Annotated in this window: 11 protein-coding genes, 9 tRNA genes, 1 rRNA gene and 1 pseudogene; 18 read left to right on the plus strand and 4 right to left on the minus strand. The window is 36.6% G+C overall.

Features of this window, described 5'->3' with window-relative positions:
- Window positions 1-35 precede the first annotated feature (35 nt).
- From rrf to MKY70_RS00970, 18 genes and pseudogenes are all read left to right on the plus strand, one after another.
- Window positions 36-151: ribosomal RNA gene (gene rrf / locus MKY70_RS00890) — 5S ribosomal RNA — on the plus strand.
- A gap of 9 nt (window positions 152-160) precedes the next feature.
- Window positions 161-235 (plus strand) — tRNA-Asn (locus MKY70_RS00895).
- Between the two features lie 4 nt (window positions 236-239).
- A tRNA-Thr gene (locus tag MKY70_RS00900) sits at window positions 240-312 on the plus strand.
- 25 nt (window positions 313-337) lie between these two features.
- A tRNA-Glu gene (locus tag MKY70_RS00905) sits at window positions 338-412 on the plus strand.
- Between the two features lie 5 nt (window positions 413-417).
- Window positions 418-493, plus strand: a tRNA-Val gene (locus MKY70_RS00910).
- Window positions 494-509: 16 nt separating this feature from the next.
- Window positions 510-593: transfer RNA gene (locus MKY70_RS00915), tRNA-Tyr, on the plus strand.
- A gap of 65 nt (window positions 594-658) precedes the next feature.
- Window positions 659-733 (plus strand) — tRNA-Gln (locus tag MKY70_RS00920).
- Window positions 734-738: 5 nt separating this feature from the next.
- Window positions 739-814 (plus strand) — tRNA-Lys (locus MKY70_RS00925).
- A 5-nt stretch (window positions 815-819) separates the two neighbouring features.
- A tRNA-Gly gene (locus tag MKY70_RS00930) sits at window positions 820-891 on the plus strand.
- 10 nt (window positions 892-901) lie between these two features.
- Window positions 902-974, plus strand: a tRNA-Ala gene (locus MKY70_RS00935).
- 125 nt (window positions 975-1,099) lie between these two features.
- Complete coding sequence (locus tag MKY70_RS00940; protein ID WP_341022599.1) at window positions 1,100-2,245, plus strand: glycerate kinase; 1,146 nt, start codon at window positions 1,100-1,102, stop codon at window positions 2,243-2,245.
- 270 nt (window positions 2,246-2,515) lie between these two features.
- Complete coding sequence (gene rocF, locus MKY70_RS00945) at window positions 2,516-3,409, plus strand: arginase (RefSeq protein WP_002009861.1); 894 nt, start codon at window positions 2,516-2,518, stop codon at window positions 3,407-3,409.
- A 248-nt stretch (window positions 3,410-3,657) separates the two neighbouring features.
- Window positions 3,658-4,479 (plus strand): diadenylate cyclase CdaA, encoded by an 822-nt coding sequence (gene cdaA, locus MKY70_RS00950; protein WP_002191712.1) that lies wholly within the window; start codon window positions 3,658-3,660, stop codon window positions 4,477-4,479.
- On the plus strand, window positions 4,472-5,959 hold the full coding sequence (locus MKY70_RS00955; RefSeq protein WP_341022600.1) for a CdaR family protein: 1,488 nt from the start codon (window positions 4,472-4,474) through the stop codon (window positions 5,957-5,959). The genes cdaA and MKY70_RS00955 overlap by 8 nt, the downstream gene beginning before the upstream one ends.
- On the plus strand, window positions 5,952-7,298 hold the full coding sequence (glmM, locus tag MKY70_RS00960) for a phosphoglucosamine mutase (RefSeq protein WP_085308606.1): 1,347 nt from the start codon (window positions 5,952-5,954) through the stop codon (window positions 7,296-7,298). The genes MKY70_RS00955 and glmM overlap by 8 nt, the downstream gene beginning before the upstream one ends.
- A gap of 286 nt (window positions 7,299-7,584) precedes the next feature.
- Window positions 7,585-7,769 (plus strand): annotated as a pseudogene (locus MKY70_RS30725) (hypothetical protein).
- A gap of 12 nt (window positions 7,770-7,781) precedes the next feature.
- Complete coding sequence (glmS, locus tag MKY70_RS00965; RefSeq protein WP_002029375.1) at window positions 7,782-9,584, plus strand: glutamine--fructose-6-phosphate transaminase (isomerizing); 1,803 nt, start codon at window positions 7,782-7,784, stop codon at window positions 9,582-9,584.
- Between the two features lie 286 nt (window positions 9,585-9,870).
- Window positions 9,871-11,838: a S9 family peptidase gene (locus tag MKY70_RS00970; RefSeq protein WP_341022603.1), complete on the plus strand. Its 1,968-nt coding sequence runs from the start codon at window positions 9,871-9,873 to the stop codon at window positions 11,836-11,838.
- A gap of 181 nt (window positions 11,839-12,019) precedes the next feature.
- Here MKY70_RS00970 and MKY70_RS00975 read toward each other — a convergent pair whose 3' ends face one another.
- The 4 genes from MKY70_RS00975 to MKY70_RS00990 all read right to left on the minus strand — a co-directional run bounded on the left by MKY70_RS00975 (window position 12,020) and on the right by MKY70_RS00990 (window position 15,606).
- Window positions 12,020-12,526, minus strand: a complete 507-nt coding sequence (locus tag MKY70_RS00975) for a DoxX family membrane protein (protein WP_002029373.1) — start codon at window positions 12,524-12,526, stop codon at window positions 12,020-12,022.
- Between the two features lie 247 nt (window positions 12,527-12,773).
- On the minus strand, window positions 12,774-13,688 hold the full coding sequence (locus tag MKY70_RS00980; protein ID WP_002029372.1) for a sigma factor regulator N-terminal domain-containing protein: 915 nt from the start codon (window positions 13,686-13,688) through the stop codon (window positions 12,774-12,776).
- A complete protein-coding gene (locus MKY70_RS00985) occupies window positions 13,688-14,179 on the minus strand; it encodes an RNA polymerase sigma factor (RefSeq protein ID WP_341022606.1) in 492 nt (163 codons plus the stop codon). Before MKY70_RS00985 ends, MKY70_RS00980 begins: the two co-directional genes overlap by 1 nt.
- A 140-nt stretch (window positions 14,180-14,319) precedes the next feature.
- Complete coding sequence (locus tag MKY70_RS00990; RefSeq protein WP_341022608.1) at window positions 14,320-15,606, minus strand: DUF5068 domain-containing protein; 1,287 nt, start codon at window positions 15,604-15,606, stop codon at window positions 14,320-14,322.
- Window positions 15,607-16,008 lie beyond the last annotated feature (402 nt).

Genomic DNA, 16,008 nt, shown 5'->3' on the forward strand with positions numbered 1-16,008 from the left:
TAAGTTATGATAATTCTTGTCTTAAATGAATACAGTCTGGTAATGATGGCAGAGAGGTCACACCCGTTCCCATACCGAACACGGAAGTTAAGCTCTCTAGCGCCGATGGTAGTTGGGACCTTGTCCCTGTGAGAGTAGGACGTTGCCAGGCTTATATTATTCCGCAGTAGCTCAGCGGTAGAGCTATCGGCTGTTAACCGATCGGTCGTAGGTTCGATTCCTACCTGCGGAGCCATTATGCTTCCATAGCTCAGCTGGTAGAGTACTTCCATGGTAAGGAAGAGGTCACCGGTTCAAGCCCGGTTGGAAGCTTGGGAAAAGTTTTGTTTTTTTTTTTGGCCCGTTGGTCAAGTGGTTAAGACACCGCCCTTTCACGGCGGTAACACGGGTTCGAATCCCGTACGGGTCACCACTTTTGGAGGATTAGCTCAGCTGGGAGAGCACCTGCCTTACAAGCAGGGGGTCGGCGGTTCGATCCCGTCATCCTCCACCATATATTTTTAAATGTCGGAGGGGTAGCGAAGTGGCTAAACGCGGCGGACTGTAAATCCGCTCCTTTGGGTTCGGCAGTTCGAATCTGCCCCCCTCCACCATTTTCTTTAAAATAACCTGAGAGGGTTTATTTTTTTGAAAAGATAACCATACTAGTAAATATTAATGGGCTATAGCCAAGCGGTAAGGCAACGGACTTTGACTCCGTCATGCGCTGGTTCGAATCCAGCTAGCCCAGCCATTTACGAGCCATTAGCTCAGTTGGTAGAGCATCTGACTTTTAATCAGAGGGTCGAAGGTTCGAATCCTTCATGGCTCACCATTTTCGCGGAAGTAGTTCAGTGGTAGAATACAACCTTGCCAAGGTTGGGGTCGCGGGTTCGAATCCCGTCTTCCGCTTAATTACTAAGGGGCCTTAGCTCAGCTGGGAGAGCGCCTGCCTTGCACGCAGGAGGTCAGCGGTTCGATCCCGCTAGGCTCCATATAAATAGGAAAAGCTTACATCAAATGATGTAAGCTTTTTTTGTGTTTAAATTCCACTCAAAAAGGAAACTTTTCCGTATATCGTTTAAAATGAAAAAAAGGGATTGAATAAGGGGGGATAATTATGAAAGTTGTCATTGCATCGGATTCATATAAAGAAAGCCTGAAAGCTATAGAGGTATGTGAAGCTATTGAAAGGGGCTTTGCAGCAGTTTTTCCTAAAGCAGAGTACGTTAAAGTACCGATTGGAGATGGAGGTGAAGGAACGGTCGAATCTCTTGTTGGTGCTACAATGGGGGAAATTATATCACTTAATGTGACAGGGCCGCTTGGGGAGAGTGTGCGAGCCTATTATGGTATGTCTAAGGATAAGGAGACAGCATTTATTGAAATGGCGGCAGCATCAGGATTACAACACGTTCCAATTGAAAAGAGAAACCCACTTATTACAACGACAAAAGGGACAGGTGAACTGATATTACATGCATTAGATCAAGGAGCTAAACACATTATTTTAGGGCTTGGAGGAAGTGCTACAAATGATGGTGGGGCAGGTATGTTGTCTGCTTTAGGCGTAGAGTTTATTAATAGGAAAGGTGAAGTAATTGAGCCCTCTGGAGGAACATTACATTTGATTACTGCTCTTAACCTTTCTCGTATGGATACACGTTTGAAGGATATAAAGCTAGAAGCAGCATGTGATGTCGACAATCCATTAGTTGGACCAAAGGGAGCGTCTTTTGTATTTGGGAGACAAAAGGGTGCGAATGTAGAGATGATGAAAGAGCTAGACGGGAATTTAAAACATTATGCTAATATACTTAAACAGTGCGTATCTTTTGATGTGTCCCTAATACCTGGTGCAGGGGCAGCTGGAGGAATGGGAGCCGCTGTCGTTGCAGTACTAAAGGGACAGCTAAGAAAAGGGATTGAAATTGTATTAGATTATACAAATTTTGATAAGTGTATAGAGGGTGCCGATCTTATTGTAACTGGTGAGGGAAGGATAGATGAACAAACAGCTTATGGAAAAGCTCCTGTTGGTGTCGCGAAGCGGGCGAAATGCCGTCATATTCCTGTAATTGCTATTGGTGGATCTGTATCTCCGAACTATACAATTGTTTATGAAAAGGGAATTGATGCAGTATTTAGTATTACAGCAAGTCCAATGACATTAGAAGAGGCATATAAAAGGGCAGAAGAGAATATAGAAATGACAGCGAGAAATATTGCAGCAGTGTGGAAACTAGCATCAGAAAAACGCTTCTAAGTGTAGAAGTGTTTTTTAAATTCAGTTATTTGAGGATATTTTGTGTAATTCTAGGTATTGATGGAGAAAGGCACGGATAAAAATATTAGCTGATAGAAAAGTTAGTTGGTTCATTAAGTTAACTTTATACATAGAATAGTTTAAAAATCGGGAGTCCAACGTAAATATAAGTGAATAAAATGTATATCCATGCAGAAAAATGTCGAGTTGAGTCAGACTATATAAAAGATTTAAAATATTTAGTGAAGGCATAAAAGGGGGATACTATCTATGAAAAAAGAAATCTCAGTTATTGGAGTTCCAATGGATTTAGGACAGATGCGTCGCGGGGTTGATATGGGACCAAGCGCGATCCGTTATGCAGGGGTAGTTGAAAGAATTGAACAAATTGGATATGACGTAAAAGATATGGGAGATATATGTATAGAGAGAGAAAAAGAAGTAGATGAAAATACAAAGTTACGAAACCTTACTCAAGTTGCAACTGTATGTAATGAACTAGCGACTAAGGTTGATCATATTATAGAAGAAGGTCGTTTTCCACTTGTATTAGGCGGTGATCATAGTATTGCTATCGGTACGCTAGCTGGTGTGGCGAAACATTATAAAAATTTAGGTGTTATTTGGTATGATGCACACGGTGATTTAAATACAGAAGAAACATCACCATCTGGAAATATTCACGGTATGTCACTTGCTGCAAGTTTAGGTTATGGACATTCTTCACTTGTAGATTTATACGGGGCATACCCGAAAGTAAAAAAAGAGAACGTTGTAATTATAGGTGCACGTGCATTAGATGAAGGGGAAAAAGACTTTATTCGTAATGAAGGCATTAAAGTATTTTCAATGCATGAAATTGATCGTATGGGTATGACGGCTGTTATGGAAGAAACAATTGCTTACTTATCTCATACTGACGGTGTTCATTTATCATTAGATTTAGATGGTCTTGATCCTCATGATGCACCAGGAGTTGGGACGCCTGTAATTGGTGGTTTATCGTATCGTGAAAGCCACCTAGCGATGGAAATGTTAGCAGAAGCTGATATTGTTACATCTGCTGAATTTGTTGAAGTAAATACGATTTTAGATGAGAGAAATAGAACAGCAACAACAGCGGTTGCTTTAATGGGTTCTTTATTCGGTGAAAAACTAAAATAAATGTAAGAAAAGCAACTGAGAAGTTGCTTTTTTTATTTGAAAATAGGCGTATAATAATGACTTATATTATACTGTAGGATAAGAAATTTTGACATCTTACCAATTTAAGCTAAAGGGGGGCGTTTGTAATTGTCGTTTGGTTCATGTATGGTATAATTAACTAGTTGTTGGAAATACATACAGATAGAGCATAAAATAATATTTCAATATATGGATAGAATTGCTCGTAAGTAGGAGGAAGGGTTAGCATGCCTTTTGAAGATACGACCATTTTGAAATATCTTAGTACGGCATTAGATATTGCTGTTGTATGGTTTATTATATATAAGCTAATTCTTATAATTCGGGGCACGAAGGCTGTGCAACTTTTAAAAGGTATTACAGTTATTATTGTCGTCCGGATGATTAGTATTTTACTTGAATTGCATACGCTATATTGGCTAACGGAACAAGTATTAACGTGGGGATTTTTAGCCGTTATTATTATCTTCCAGCCAGAATTGAGAAGAGCACTTGAGCAGCTAGGACGGGGTAGCTTATTTTCGCGTGTGGGAACTCACGAGGACGATGAACCTGAAATTGTTGCAACAGCGATAGCGAAAGCAACGGAATATATGGGAAAACGTAGAATTGGTGCACTAATTACTTTGTCAAAAGAGACTGGGGTGGATGATTATGTAGAAACGGGTATTCCGCTAAATGCAAATGTGTCATCGGAATTACTCATTAATATTTTTATCCCTAATACCCCTCTTCATGATGGAGCAGTAATTATGCAGGGAAGTACAATTAAAGCAGCAGCATGTTACCTTCCGTTATCAGAAAGCCCATTTATTTCTAAGGAGTTAGGAACTAGGCATCGCGCTGCAATGGGAGTTAGTGAAGTCACTGATAGTATTACAGTAGTTGTGTCGGAAGAAACAGGCCAAATTTCTTTAACGAAAAACGGGAAGTTACATCGTGATTTGAAGACAGAACAGCTGAAGGACATGTTGTTAGCAGAATTTAGTGGGAATGAAAAAACGACTTCTTCGTCTTTATGGAATTGGAGGAGAAAGCGTCATGGATAAGTTAATGGAGAATCATTGGTTTTTAAAAGGAATCTCATTACTATTGGCGTGTATGCTTTTCATGTCAGCAACTTTAACTGAAAAAAATACGACATCGAGTATATTACCTTTCGTAAATGAAACGAAAGAAACATTAACTGATTATCCTATTACCCTTAAGTATGATGATGAGAAATATATTGTAAGTGGTATTCCATCAGGTGGAGTCAAGGTGAAGTTGGAAGGTCCAAAATCAGCAGTTGCTACAGCAAAAGCAAAAAAACAATTTGATATACCAGTTGATTTGAGAGATAGCGAAAAAGGAACTTATGAAGTTTCTTTGAAAACGAACGGGCTTCCAGATGATGTGAAAGGAACAGTTCAGCCATCAACAATTAAAATTACTCTACATGAAAAAGCGAGAAAATACGTTCATGTAGACTTAAAATTATCAAATGAGGATCAAATGCCAGCGGGTTCTACTCTCGAAAAATCAAACATTAAACCTGATACTGTTGAGGTAGTTGGGACGAAAGAAGAAATTGAAAGTATTTCATCTGCTAAGGCGTATATTGATTTAAAAGGTGTTAATAAAACTGTTACAAAAACAGCCGAAGTTACATTATACAATAAAGAAGGAAAACGTTTAAATGTAAGAACGAGTCCATCTAAAATTAGTGTAACATTGAATGTGGCGACGCAAGCTACGGCCAATAATACTGAAAAAACTGTTCCTGTGACGTATACGAAAAAGGGGAGTTTGCCAGAAGGATTGACTGTTACAAATATTAGCGTTGAGCCGAGAGAAGTAACGATAGCAGGTCCAAAAGACATTTTGGATAATATACAATCTATAGAGGGGGTCGAGGTAGATTTTAGTCAATTGACGGATTCTACAACATTCGATGCCTCTGTTTTATTGCCAAAAGGTGTAACAAGTGCAAAACCAAATCAAGTGAAGGTTTCCGTAGGGGTACAAAAGGTAAAACAAACGAAAAGTAAAACTATTGATGGTATCCCGATTCAAAAAAGTGGAATTCCGAATGATGTTACTGCGCAGCTACTTTCGCCACAAGATGGAAAGATAAGCGTTGATATTTCAGGAGAAGCAAGTATAGTAGATAAAATAACAGCTGCTCAAATAACAGCGGCGATTAATCTGCAAAATGTATCTCCGGGGACGAAAGATGTTTCTATTCAAGTGAGTGGTCCTGGTAATATTTCGATAGAAGCAAAACAAAAAAGTGCTAAAGTCACAATTGTGAAGAAAGAAAAGCCGGATAAAGAAGTACAGGGTAATATTGAACAACCAGATTCAAAAAACAATCAAGAACATCAAACTGAAAAACCAAAAAATCCTGAACCAGATCCAGAAAAGGATCAGGAAAAAGATAAAGAAAAAGACAAAGAAAAAGAAAAAGAAAATGGCCAAGAACCAAGCCAAGAACCAACAGTAGATAATCAAAAAGAGCACGAAAAAGGAGCGAATAATAATGGGTAAATATTTTGGTACAGACGGAGTACGTGGGGTTGCAAATAAGGAATTAACACCTGAATTAGCTTTTAAAATAGGACGTTTTGGCGGCTATGTATTAACAAAAGATACAGATCGTCCAAAAGTAATTATTGGCCGTGATACACGTGTATCTGGACATATGCTAGAAGGAGCTTTAGTAGCAGGCCTATTATCAACTGGAGCGGAAGTAATGCGCCTTGGTGTTATTTCTACACCAGGTGTGGCTTATTTAACAAAAGCTTTAGGGGCGCAAGCAGGTGTTATGATCTCTGCATCTCATAACCCAGTACAAGATAATGGAATTAAGTTCTTCGGTTCAGATGGATTTAAATTAACAGATGAGCAAGAAGCAGAAATTGAAGCGTTATTAGACAAAGAAGTTGATGAGCTACCACGTCCAACAGGTACTAACCTTGGACAAGTGAGTGATTACTTTGAAGGTGGACAAAAATATTTACAATACATTAAACAAACTGTAGAGGAAGATTTCTCTGGTTTACATATTGCTTTAGATTGTGCACATGGTGCTACATCTTCTTTAGCTCCATATTTATTTGCAGATTTAGAAGCTGATATTTCAACAATGGGAACTTCACCGAACGGTATGAATATTAACGCTGGAGTAGGTTCTACGCATCCAGAAGTGTTAGCTGAATTAGTAAAAGAAAAAGGTGCTGACATTGGTCTTGCTTTTGATGGTGACGGAGACCGTTTAATCGCAGTAGACGAAAAAGGAAACATCGTTGATGGCGATCAAATTATGTTTATTTGCGCGAAGTATATGAAAGAAACTGGTCAATTGAAACATAATACAGTTGTTTCAACAGTTATGAGTAACTTAGGTTTCTACAAAGCGCTTGAAGCAAACGGTATTACAAGTGATAAAACAGCAGTTGGTGATCGCTACGTAATGGAAGAGATGAAACGTGGTGGATATAACCTGGGCGGAGAACAATCAGGTCATATTATCTTACTTGATTACATTACAACTGGTGATGGAATGTTAAGTGCACTTCAACTTGTAAACATCATGAAAATGACGAAAAAGCCATTATCTGAGCTTGCAGGCGAGATGACAAAATTCCCACAATTACTAGTAAACGTTCGTGTAACAGATAAAAAACTAGCATTAGAAAACGAGAAAATTAAAGAAATTATTCGTGTTGTAGAGGAAGAAATGAATGGAGACGGTCGTATTCTTGTTCGTCCATCTGGAACAGAACCACTTATTCGTGTAATGGCAGAAGCACCGACACAAGAAATTTGTGATGGGTATGTACATCGTATTGTAGAAGTTGTGAAAGCGGAAGTTGGAGCTGAATAATTTACCAAATTTGTTTTAAAAGGAGCACAAGAAGTGCTCCTTTTTCATATGTTTTATAGACAATGAAAAAAATTTCATTGACGATTTATATTGTTTGTTATACGATGGTCTTGTTCTTTTTCTCAAAGGAAATATTGTAAATTATAAAAGCGCCAGAACTACAAGTAGTGTAGTTGACGAGGTGGAGTTTATCGAGATTTCGGCGGATGACTCCCGGTTGTTCATCACAACCGCAATCTTTTACTTAAAACATTAAGGTGACTTAGTGGACAAAGGTGAAAGTGTGATGAGAGAAAAGGAACGGATGAATACTAGCTGTATAAGTATATACGGACTTTAACCCAATCGAGAGGAAGGTGAAAGCCGTTACAAGCTTACAGGGCTAGCAATATGTAATCCGTTTTTTTAATATAAATAAATGGTATCGGACTATGTCGTTACATGTTCGCAAAGCAGTGTAAGCATTTGTAACGGCGACTAAACATGTGTGGAATCGTAGGATTTATTGGAGAGCAAGATGCAAAGGAAATTTTATTAAAAGGTTTAGAAAAGCTAGAATATCGCGGATATGATTCAGCAGGTATTGCAGTACAAGCAGAGAACGGTGTTGTTGTATACAAAGAAAAAGGCCGTATTGCAAAACTTCGCGAAGTCGTAGAAGAGAACGTAGCAGCAAGCGTGGGAATCGGTCACACACGCTGGGCTACACACGGTGTTCCAAGCAAACTAAACGCGCATCCGCATCAAAGTACATCAAAACGCTTTACACTAGTTCATAACGGTGTAATTGAAAACTATGAGTTAGTGAAAAAGGAATATTTACAAGATGTAACGTTCGTAAGTGAAACAGATACAGAAATTATCGTGCAACTTATGGAACAACAAGTGAGCACAGGACTAAGTGTAGAAGAAGCGTTCCGTAATACGCTATCTCTTTTACATGGCTCTTATGCAATCGGATTACTTGATGCTGAAAATCCAAACATGATTTATGTTGCTAAAAACAAAAGCCCGCTATTAGTAGGTGTTGGTGACAACTTTAATGTTGTGGCGAGCGACGCTATGGCGATGTTACAAGTTACAGATCAATTTATTGAGTTAATGGATAAAGAAATCGTAATCGTAACGAAAGAAAGTATTACAATTAAAAACTTACAAGGTGAAACGATTGAACGTGCACCGTTTACAGCGGAATTAGACGCAAGTGATATTGAAAAAGGAACATACCCTCATTTCATGCTTAAAGAAATCGATGAGCAACCACTTGTAATCCGTAATATAATTCAAAAGTACCAAGATGAAAATGGCGAGATTGAACTGAATGAAGATATCCGTAACGCAATTTTAGATAGCGATCGTATTTACATCATTGCATGTGGAACAAGTTATCATGCAGGTCTTGTTGGAAAACAATTTATCGAGAAGTTTGCAAAAATGCCAGTTGAAGTGCATGTAGCAAGTGAATTTTCTTATAACATGCCATTATTAACAGAGAGACCATTCTTCATTTACATTTCACAAAGTGGTGAAACAGCTGATAGCCGTGCAGTACTTGTACAAACGAATGAAATGGGTCATAAAGCATTAACGATTACAAACGTACCTGGTTCTACGCTTTCTCGTGAAGCTGATTATACACTTCCGTTATACGCGGGACCAGAAATCGCAGTTGCATCAACGAAAGCTTACACAGCACAGCTTGCGGTACTTTCAATTTTAGCTGCGGACATTGCTAAAGCAAAAGGCGAAGTTCTTGATTTTGATTTAACACACGAATTAGGACTTGTAGCAAATGCAATGATAGAACTTTGTGATCAAAAAGAAGAAATGGACGCATTAGCAAAACAATTTTTAGCAACAACGCGTAACTGCTTCTTCATCGGACGTAGCGTAGACTTCTTCGTAGGTTTAGAAGGTGCGTTAAAACTAAAAGAAATCTCTTACATCCAAGCAGAAGGATTTGCTGGAGGAGAATTAAAACACGGTACAATTGCCTTAATCGAAAACGGTACACCAGTTATCGCACTTGCTACACAAGAGCACGTAAACCTTGGAATTCGTGGTAACGTGAAAGAAGTAGTAGCACGCGGAGCTAACCCATGTATCATCTCAATGAAAGGCTTAGAAATGGAAGGTGACAGCTTCGTATTACCAGCTGTACACGAAGCACTAGCACCGCTAGTAGCAGTTATTCCATTCCAACTTATCTCATACTACGCAGCGCTTCACCGCGAATGTGACGTTGATAAGCCACGTAACTTAGCTAAGTCTGTTACTGTTGAGTAGGAGATTGGTAGGTTAATAAATATAGTTATAGCTTTAAAATAAACTTACGAATCTGTACCCCTTTAGATATTTTATCTAAAGGGGTATTTTTTATATCGAAAAAGAATACCTAAAATTGATAAGTGGATAGAACCCTATTGATTAAAGTTGTACTTTATCGAATTTGGAATGGAAATACCTTTAGATATCTGAATTTTCCGTTATCATTTTAAGTATTCGTGAACAATTTTCTTTATTATGACAAGAAGAGACGATAGATTCATGGACATTACAAGGGGGCATATTGATGAAAGTGAATGAAAAAACATATCTAAGTATAGAAGAGATTATTTCATTACCAACCTTATCAGGTGCAAATATAAGTGATGACGGCAAAGGCGTAGCATTTGTTAAGAAGACAGCTAACTGGAAAGACAATACATATAGGAATCATATATGGATATATGAAAAAGATAAGGAGCAGAGTTACCCATTAACAACTGGGGATATAGACAGTATACACCCATTATGGTCCCCAGATTCTAGGGATATCGCATACCTTAGCCCAGTTGGTGAGGGGGATAATAAGAAAAATCAAATCTTTGTTAAGTCAATAGATGGTTATGACGGGGTTCAAATTACTGATGAGAAAGAAGGAGTCAGTAATTTTAAAAGGGAGCCTACTGGTAAAGGTTTTTATTATGTTGCCCAGTCAAAAGAATGTGAGGAAATAAAGAAGCGTAAGGAACGATATGGAGATTTCCACCATGTAGGTAAGGAACATCGGAATAATTGTTTATACTACGTTGAAATAGAAAAAGGGATACAAAATGATAAAGGGGAACGGAAGGTTAGCAGTGTTTATCAACTAACGAATGGTAAGGATTTTTATATACATAACTTTGATATTTCAAATGATGGGACAAAGGTTGTATTTATGGCTACACCAAGTTTAAACGATTATACGAATGGTGATCTATACATATTAGATGTTGAAGCTGGGGAACTACAAAAAATGAATATGGATAAGTTGTTAGGAGGGAGCGTCTGCTTTTCCCCTGAGGGCAGCAAAATATGTTACTCGGCAAGCATAAGAGAGAAGGAGTACTATAGAAACCATATACAAGATAGTACATTAGAAATATATGATATGAATACCGGAGAGGTAATTCAGCCTCTAACAAACTTTGATAGTACGGTTATGCCATTACAGTGGACAGATAAGGGGATTTTAATTAGATGGCAGGATAAAACTAATTATCTCATTGGGTTGCTATGTGAAGATGGCACTGTGGAAATGTTAAGTGACAAAGTAGATGGCTTTATAATGGATGCTTCTATAACAAGGGATGGACGTCATATATCCTATAGTAAGGCCATAACAAATGAAACCTTTGAAATCTATTTAGACGATAAAAAAATAACGGATGAAAATAGCTTTTTTAAAGGGAAGCTGAAAAGTAACAGGGAAATAATCTCATGGCAAAGTAGTGATGGTCTTGAAATAGAGGGTGTTTTATCAACCCCAGTAGATTTTGATGCCAAAAAAAAATATCCCTTATTAGTAGTAATCCATGGTGGTCCGGCTTGGGCATCCTTTCCGATATTCTCAGACTGTTTTAATGAGAAATATCCGATTGAGCAGTTTATCGAAAAAGGCTTTATAGTTTTAGAGCCAACCTATAGAGGAAGTTCTGGCTATGGTAATGAGTTCTTAAAAGCCAACTATAGAAAACAGGGAATTGCTGACTATGAGGATGTTATATCTGGAGTGGATAAACTAGTTGAGCAAGGGATTGCAGATAAAGATAGAGTAGGGGTTATGGGATGGAGCAACGGGGGATATATATCAGCTTTCTGTTCTACATTTAGTAATAGATTTAAAGCTATTTCAGTTGGAGGTGGAATTACTAACTGGAGTACCCATTATGTGAATACAGATATACCTTACTTTATTAGAATGTATTTAGGAAATACTCTATGGAATGATCCAGAGATATATACGAAAACATCACCAATGACGTATATTAAATCAGCCTGTACGCCTACCTTAATCCAACATGGCGAAAAGGATGCAAGGATTCCAACTTCCAATGCATATGAGCTATATCAAGGGTTAAGGGATATGGAAGTTGATACAGAATTAATTATTTTTAAAGGAATGGCATATAGTTCTGATCAGCCAGGAATTAATGTGGCTATTATGAAGCAGAATTTGATGTGGTTTTCACACTATATTCTTGGAGAAAGTATGAAAGGTTTTAGGGTTTTATAATGGCTTGTTTTAGTCTTTAAGCTTTTTAGGTGCTTGAAATAAAGTCGTACACATTTATCCGGTTATATATGATTGAGTTTAACATTTCGGATAAGGCAAACTGTGAAATATTTTGGTGTAAATGAGAAAAGAGCCTGAATGTAGGCTCTTTCCTTATTTATATTTAAAAGATGAACTATTCTTATGCAGTTTTACTTAATTTATATGCTTCACGGTTATTTTTTTTGAAAAGTTTTGGGAAAACATAACCATCTAATCCAATACGTCCAGCATTATGTCCTGCAACTAAAATGAACATAGTTAAAATAAGTAGGTTTGGGTTTACACTAACAGTTCCGCTTAATAAAAATGAAAGGTTCATTATGATGCCGAAAAATGCAGCTGTTTTTGTTAATCCACCTAAAATCAAACCTAGACCTACTAAAATTTCTCCCCATTGAACTAAAAAGCTAAATAGGTCTGCGTTTGGAAGAACAAAATGTTGAAGAAAATCTGCCCACCAACCTTGTACTGCAGGGTGGTCACCTGATGCTTGAGCGATAGCTCCTTTTAGAAAACCACTTGCATCAAAAGACTGTCCAAAAACTTTTCCTATTCCAGCAGCGAGCCATGCATATCCTATGTAAAGTCGTAAAAATAATAATATGAAAGTAGCGCGTTTATCAGTTCTTAAAAAATTGATAACCATTGAAATCCCTCCAATGTATTGTATTTACATGTTTATTATATATCCATTGTGAATAAATTCACAATGGATAAAGTGTGAACAAAAATTATGATTTTTCATTTGTACATAAAGTATTTGGAAATATATTGTTTGGAGGATGAATAATACATGAAGGGAGCTCTCCACTAAAATAGGTTGCTCCCATAGTAAACAGATTCATGTACGTTCTTTTAACTAGCTACTATTAGTTTATCTTGTCTTTTCCTTATTATTTCTCTGGTTTTATATAAGGAACAACTTGTGCAGTAGCCCCTACAGAAGCACCGCGAATAAAGTCTTGGTTTTCTAATTCCTTAAAGTTTTCCGTTTTTCCTGTTAGCATAACCCCTAAGATTTTCACTTGATCGAATGGTTTGTTTTCGTTTGATTTTAAAAATTTTTGAATGTCCTTGTCATACCCATCATTATATTGTTTAAGGGAATCAAAGAACCTTTTGTACGATTCTTCGGGAGGGGTTCCTGGCTCAAATCCGTAAACTGGCATACCAGCAGGGCCTCCGCTCTCATCTCTAATAGGTGAGACCATATATAGCCATACGATATTTAAGTTATCCGGTATTTTTGTTTGAATTTCTTTTAATGTATAAGGTTGATCGAAAGAGATAGCGACTTCCGCAACATAGTTTTCCATTTTGGAAACTGCACTTAATTCATTTTTGACTCCATCGTAATATTCCTTGATGGCCGGATTATAAAATGTAGCAACTTTATTTTTCGTTTGTTTATCGTAATTATAAGACTCTTTATTAGACCTACCCCAATGAGTTCCTGGTATTAACTCATTGTAATCGATGTTAGAGCGAAACCAATCGTAAGGGCTTGTCAGTGTATTCCATCGCACTACGTAACCATTAATGTTTTTAGAACGATTGGATGTGATATTGCCGCCAAACATAGATGAACTACTCGTTACTTGAGAATCAATTTGTATATTCGGTTCTGCAATTGCGTTATGTAAAAAGAGTTTTTCGTGAAGCTTCGTAGAGCTTTTTGCTGCGAAGTAATTGCCAACTTTATAAAATATAGGGATAAGTATGATTACAACGATAATAGAGGTAATAATATTTTTAAATAACTGTTTTCTTTTAGCTTTTTTTAATGCATCTTTTAAAGAAGTATCCATTAGGGTTTTCCTCCTATTTTTGAGTGAACTGCTTTACGTGCACGATGTAACTTTTGTTTGACGCTGTTTACTTGAATATCTAGTATTAGGGCGATTTCCTCATATGAAAAGTTGTAGTAGTACTTTAAAAAGAAGGCTTCTTTATATTCTAGTTTTACATCTTTTAATAGATAGAAAATCTCATCTTTATTTAAAACAGCGTCTAATTCTCGGTCTGTATATTGTAATTTTGAATAAATCTCTTCAGTTAAATAGATGTTTTGTTGCTCTTTTTTCCTTTTCAAGTCAATGTATTCGTTTAATGCGACTCTGAAAAACCATGGACGTATGTTACCCTCGGTTAGATCATCTAGCAATGTGTATACTTTATAGAAGGTATTTTGGATGATGTCTTCTGCATCTTCTTTTATAGCCCCTTTCGCTAATAGTAGTTTGAACACTTCCTCTCCTAAATTGATAAGATAGGAGGTCAATATATTTTCTTTTCCCATCACTTTTCCTCCCTACACTTATACAACGGATAGGTAATGATAAATGTATACACTTAAATTAAAATTTTGTTCTTTATACAAATAGAAAAGGCATATAACAATCATATGTTATATGCCTTTTCTATTATATGTTTAGTAATCTATTTAGGTAATGTAAATTTAGCTTTTTTACCCTGTGAAATATCTTTTGCTTCTTTATTTCTCATAGGTCCTAACTCAATCTCGAAGCTTTTGTCTTTCAAAATCTTTTCATACTGCTCTTGGTCTAAAATATATACTTGCAGTAACTCTCCAGATGTTCCTGTTTTGACTGAAGCGTTATAGTCGTAATTTAGTAGCATACCTTCATTAATCGTATATTGTGTACCATCATTTACTCTCAATGTAGAGCTTATAGGAGATAGTGAAACGTCTTGAGCATCTTTGTTATCAAGCTTGAATTTTACTGTTAACAGAACAAGACCGTTTTTAAAATTTGCAAAGCGTGGAGCTTCGACGGAATTTGGTGTGAATTGAGTGAATTGGTATCCATCTAATGTAACATTAACAGCGCCTAATTCTTGGCTGTTATTAATACTTGATTTCTCTTTTAACATTTTTTTATCGCCCATGTTATTAGCTGTAGCTTTATCTTGGTAGAAAGTGTTATCTGTTGCAACCTTTTCAGCACCTTGTTTGTTTAAACTTAATGAAAAGCTTCCAGGACTTCCAATTGGAGCATCAAATTTTCCTTTATTAGCTTGTGCAGTTGGGACTGTGACTGAGACTGTTGAGAGACTTGAAATTTTCGCTAAATCATCTTTTCCGAATGGATAAGCGATATAACCAGAAATAGTTTCTCCTGCTTTTACTAAGTAATCATTCGTTGGAGCAAGCTTAGTTGGCAGTTGATCTTCTTTTGGAATTAAATCTCTATAGTTACTATATACTTTCTGTGCACCAGTAAACGATATGTCCAATGCTGGCATATAATAGATATCTTTAGCTGAACTATTTTTTACGCTATAGTTCACAAGAATAACTCCGCCCTCTGTTTGACGGTTAAATGGAATGTTAAAGTCTGTATGGAATCCATTTAATTCAACTAATGTGTAACCATTCATTGATACTGAAACATCTTCAGCTTTATACACTTGTGGTTCCTTATTTTCAAAAAGAACTTTTGTTTTACCACCTGTTTCTTTTTCCATATAGGAAATCAGCTTAGAGTAATCGCTTGAGCTAGTAGCTGTATTTTCAGGCTTTTTATCTTCAGTTTTTTTATCTTCGGATTTTTTTTCTTCAGGTTTATTTTCTTTCGTTGTATCCGTTTTTTCTGTTTTGTTTTCTTTTTGTTCTTTATTTGTCGTATCGCTTTGACCACAGCCAGTTATTACAAAAGCTGCTACGATTACTACAGAAAATAAAGAAAGTAATTTTTTTGACATATTTCTTCCCCCTATTTGTTTAAAACTAAATTCTCACATTAGCCCCACGTTTTATTATAAGAAGGCTAGTCAATATTTACCAGCATTTTTCTAATTATTTCAATTATTTAAATATTATAATATAATAAATTTGATAGAAGTTTGGAATGGAATATTGGTTTTTATTTTTTTGTCATTTGAAATATTACATTATATTGTTATGATAGAAATAGAGATATATGGAAAGGGGACAAGGACTCAATATGTGGATGAGCTTGTAATGATTAGAAACTAGATAGATAAATTTTTCTCTCATAAGTGAGGGGTTATTTAGCTATCTATAAATCATGCAAGGACTGCATATTTGGCTTGTACATCCCTTTTGTAAGGATAGATACGTATGTGGGGAAATTTATATCTCTT

Origin of the sequence: Bacillus sp. FSL R9-9492, from assembly GCF_038007365.1 — a bacterium.
GTDB lineage: Bacteria > Bacillota > Bacilli > Bacillales > Bacillaceae_G > Bacillus_A > Bacillus_A mycoides.

Bases quoted from the DNA above. Each gene is read 5' to 3' on its own strand.
- MKY70_RS00940 (WP_341022599.1), top strand. From the start codon at position 1,100: ATGAAAGTTGTCATTGCATCGGATTCATATAAAGAAAGCCTGAAAGCT.
- rocF (WP_002009861.1), top strand. From the start codon at position 2,516: ATGAAAAAAGAAATCTCAGTTATTGGAGTTCCAATGGATTTAGGACAG.
- cdaA (WP_002191712.1), top strand. From the start codon at position 3,658: ATGCCTTTTGAAGATACGACCATTTTGAAATATCTTAGTACGGCATTA.
- MKY70_RS00955 (WP_341022600.1), top strand. From the start codon at position 4,472: ATGGATAAGTTAATGGAGAATCATTGGTTTTTAAAAGGAATCTCATTA.
- glmM (WP_085308606.1), top strand. From the start codon at position 5,952: ATGGGTAAATATTTTGGTACAGACGGAGTACGTGGGGTTGCAAATAAG.
- glmS (WP_002029375.1), top strand. From the start codon at position 7,782: ATGTGTGGAATCGTAGGATTTATTGGAGAGCAAGATGCAAAGGAAATT.
- MKY70_RS00970 (WP_341022603.1), top strand. From the start codon at position 9,871: ATGAAAGTGAATGAAAAAACATATCTAAGTATAGAAGAGATTATTTCA.
- MKY70_RS00975 (WP_002029373.1), bottom strand. From the start codon at position 12,526: ATGGTTATCAATTTTTTAAGAACTGATAAACGCGCTACTTTCATATTA.
- MKY70_RS00980 (WP_002029372.1), bottom strand. From the start codon at position 13,688: ATGGATACTTCTTTAAAAGATGCATTAAAAAAAGCTAAAAGAAAACAG.
- MKY70_RS00985 (WP_341022606.1), bottom strand. From the start codon at position 14,179: ATGGGAAAAGAAAATATATTGACCTCCTATCTTATCAATTTAGGAGAG.
- MKY70_RS00990 (WP_341022608.1), bottom strand. From the start codon at position 15,606: ATGTCAAAAAAATTACTTTCTTTATTTTCTGTAGTAATCGTAGCAGCT.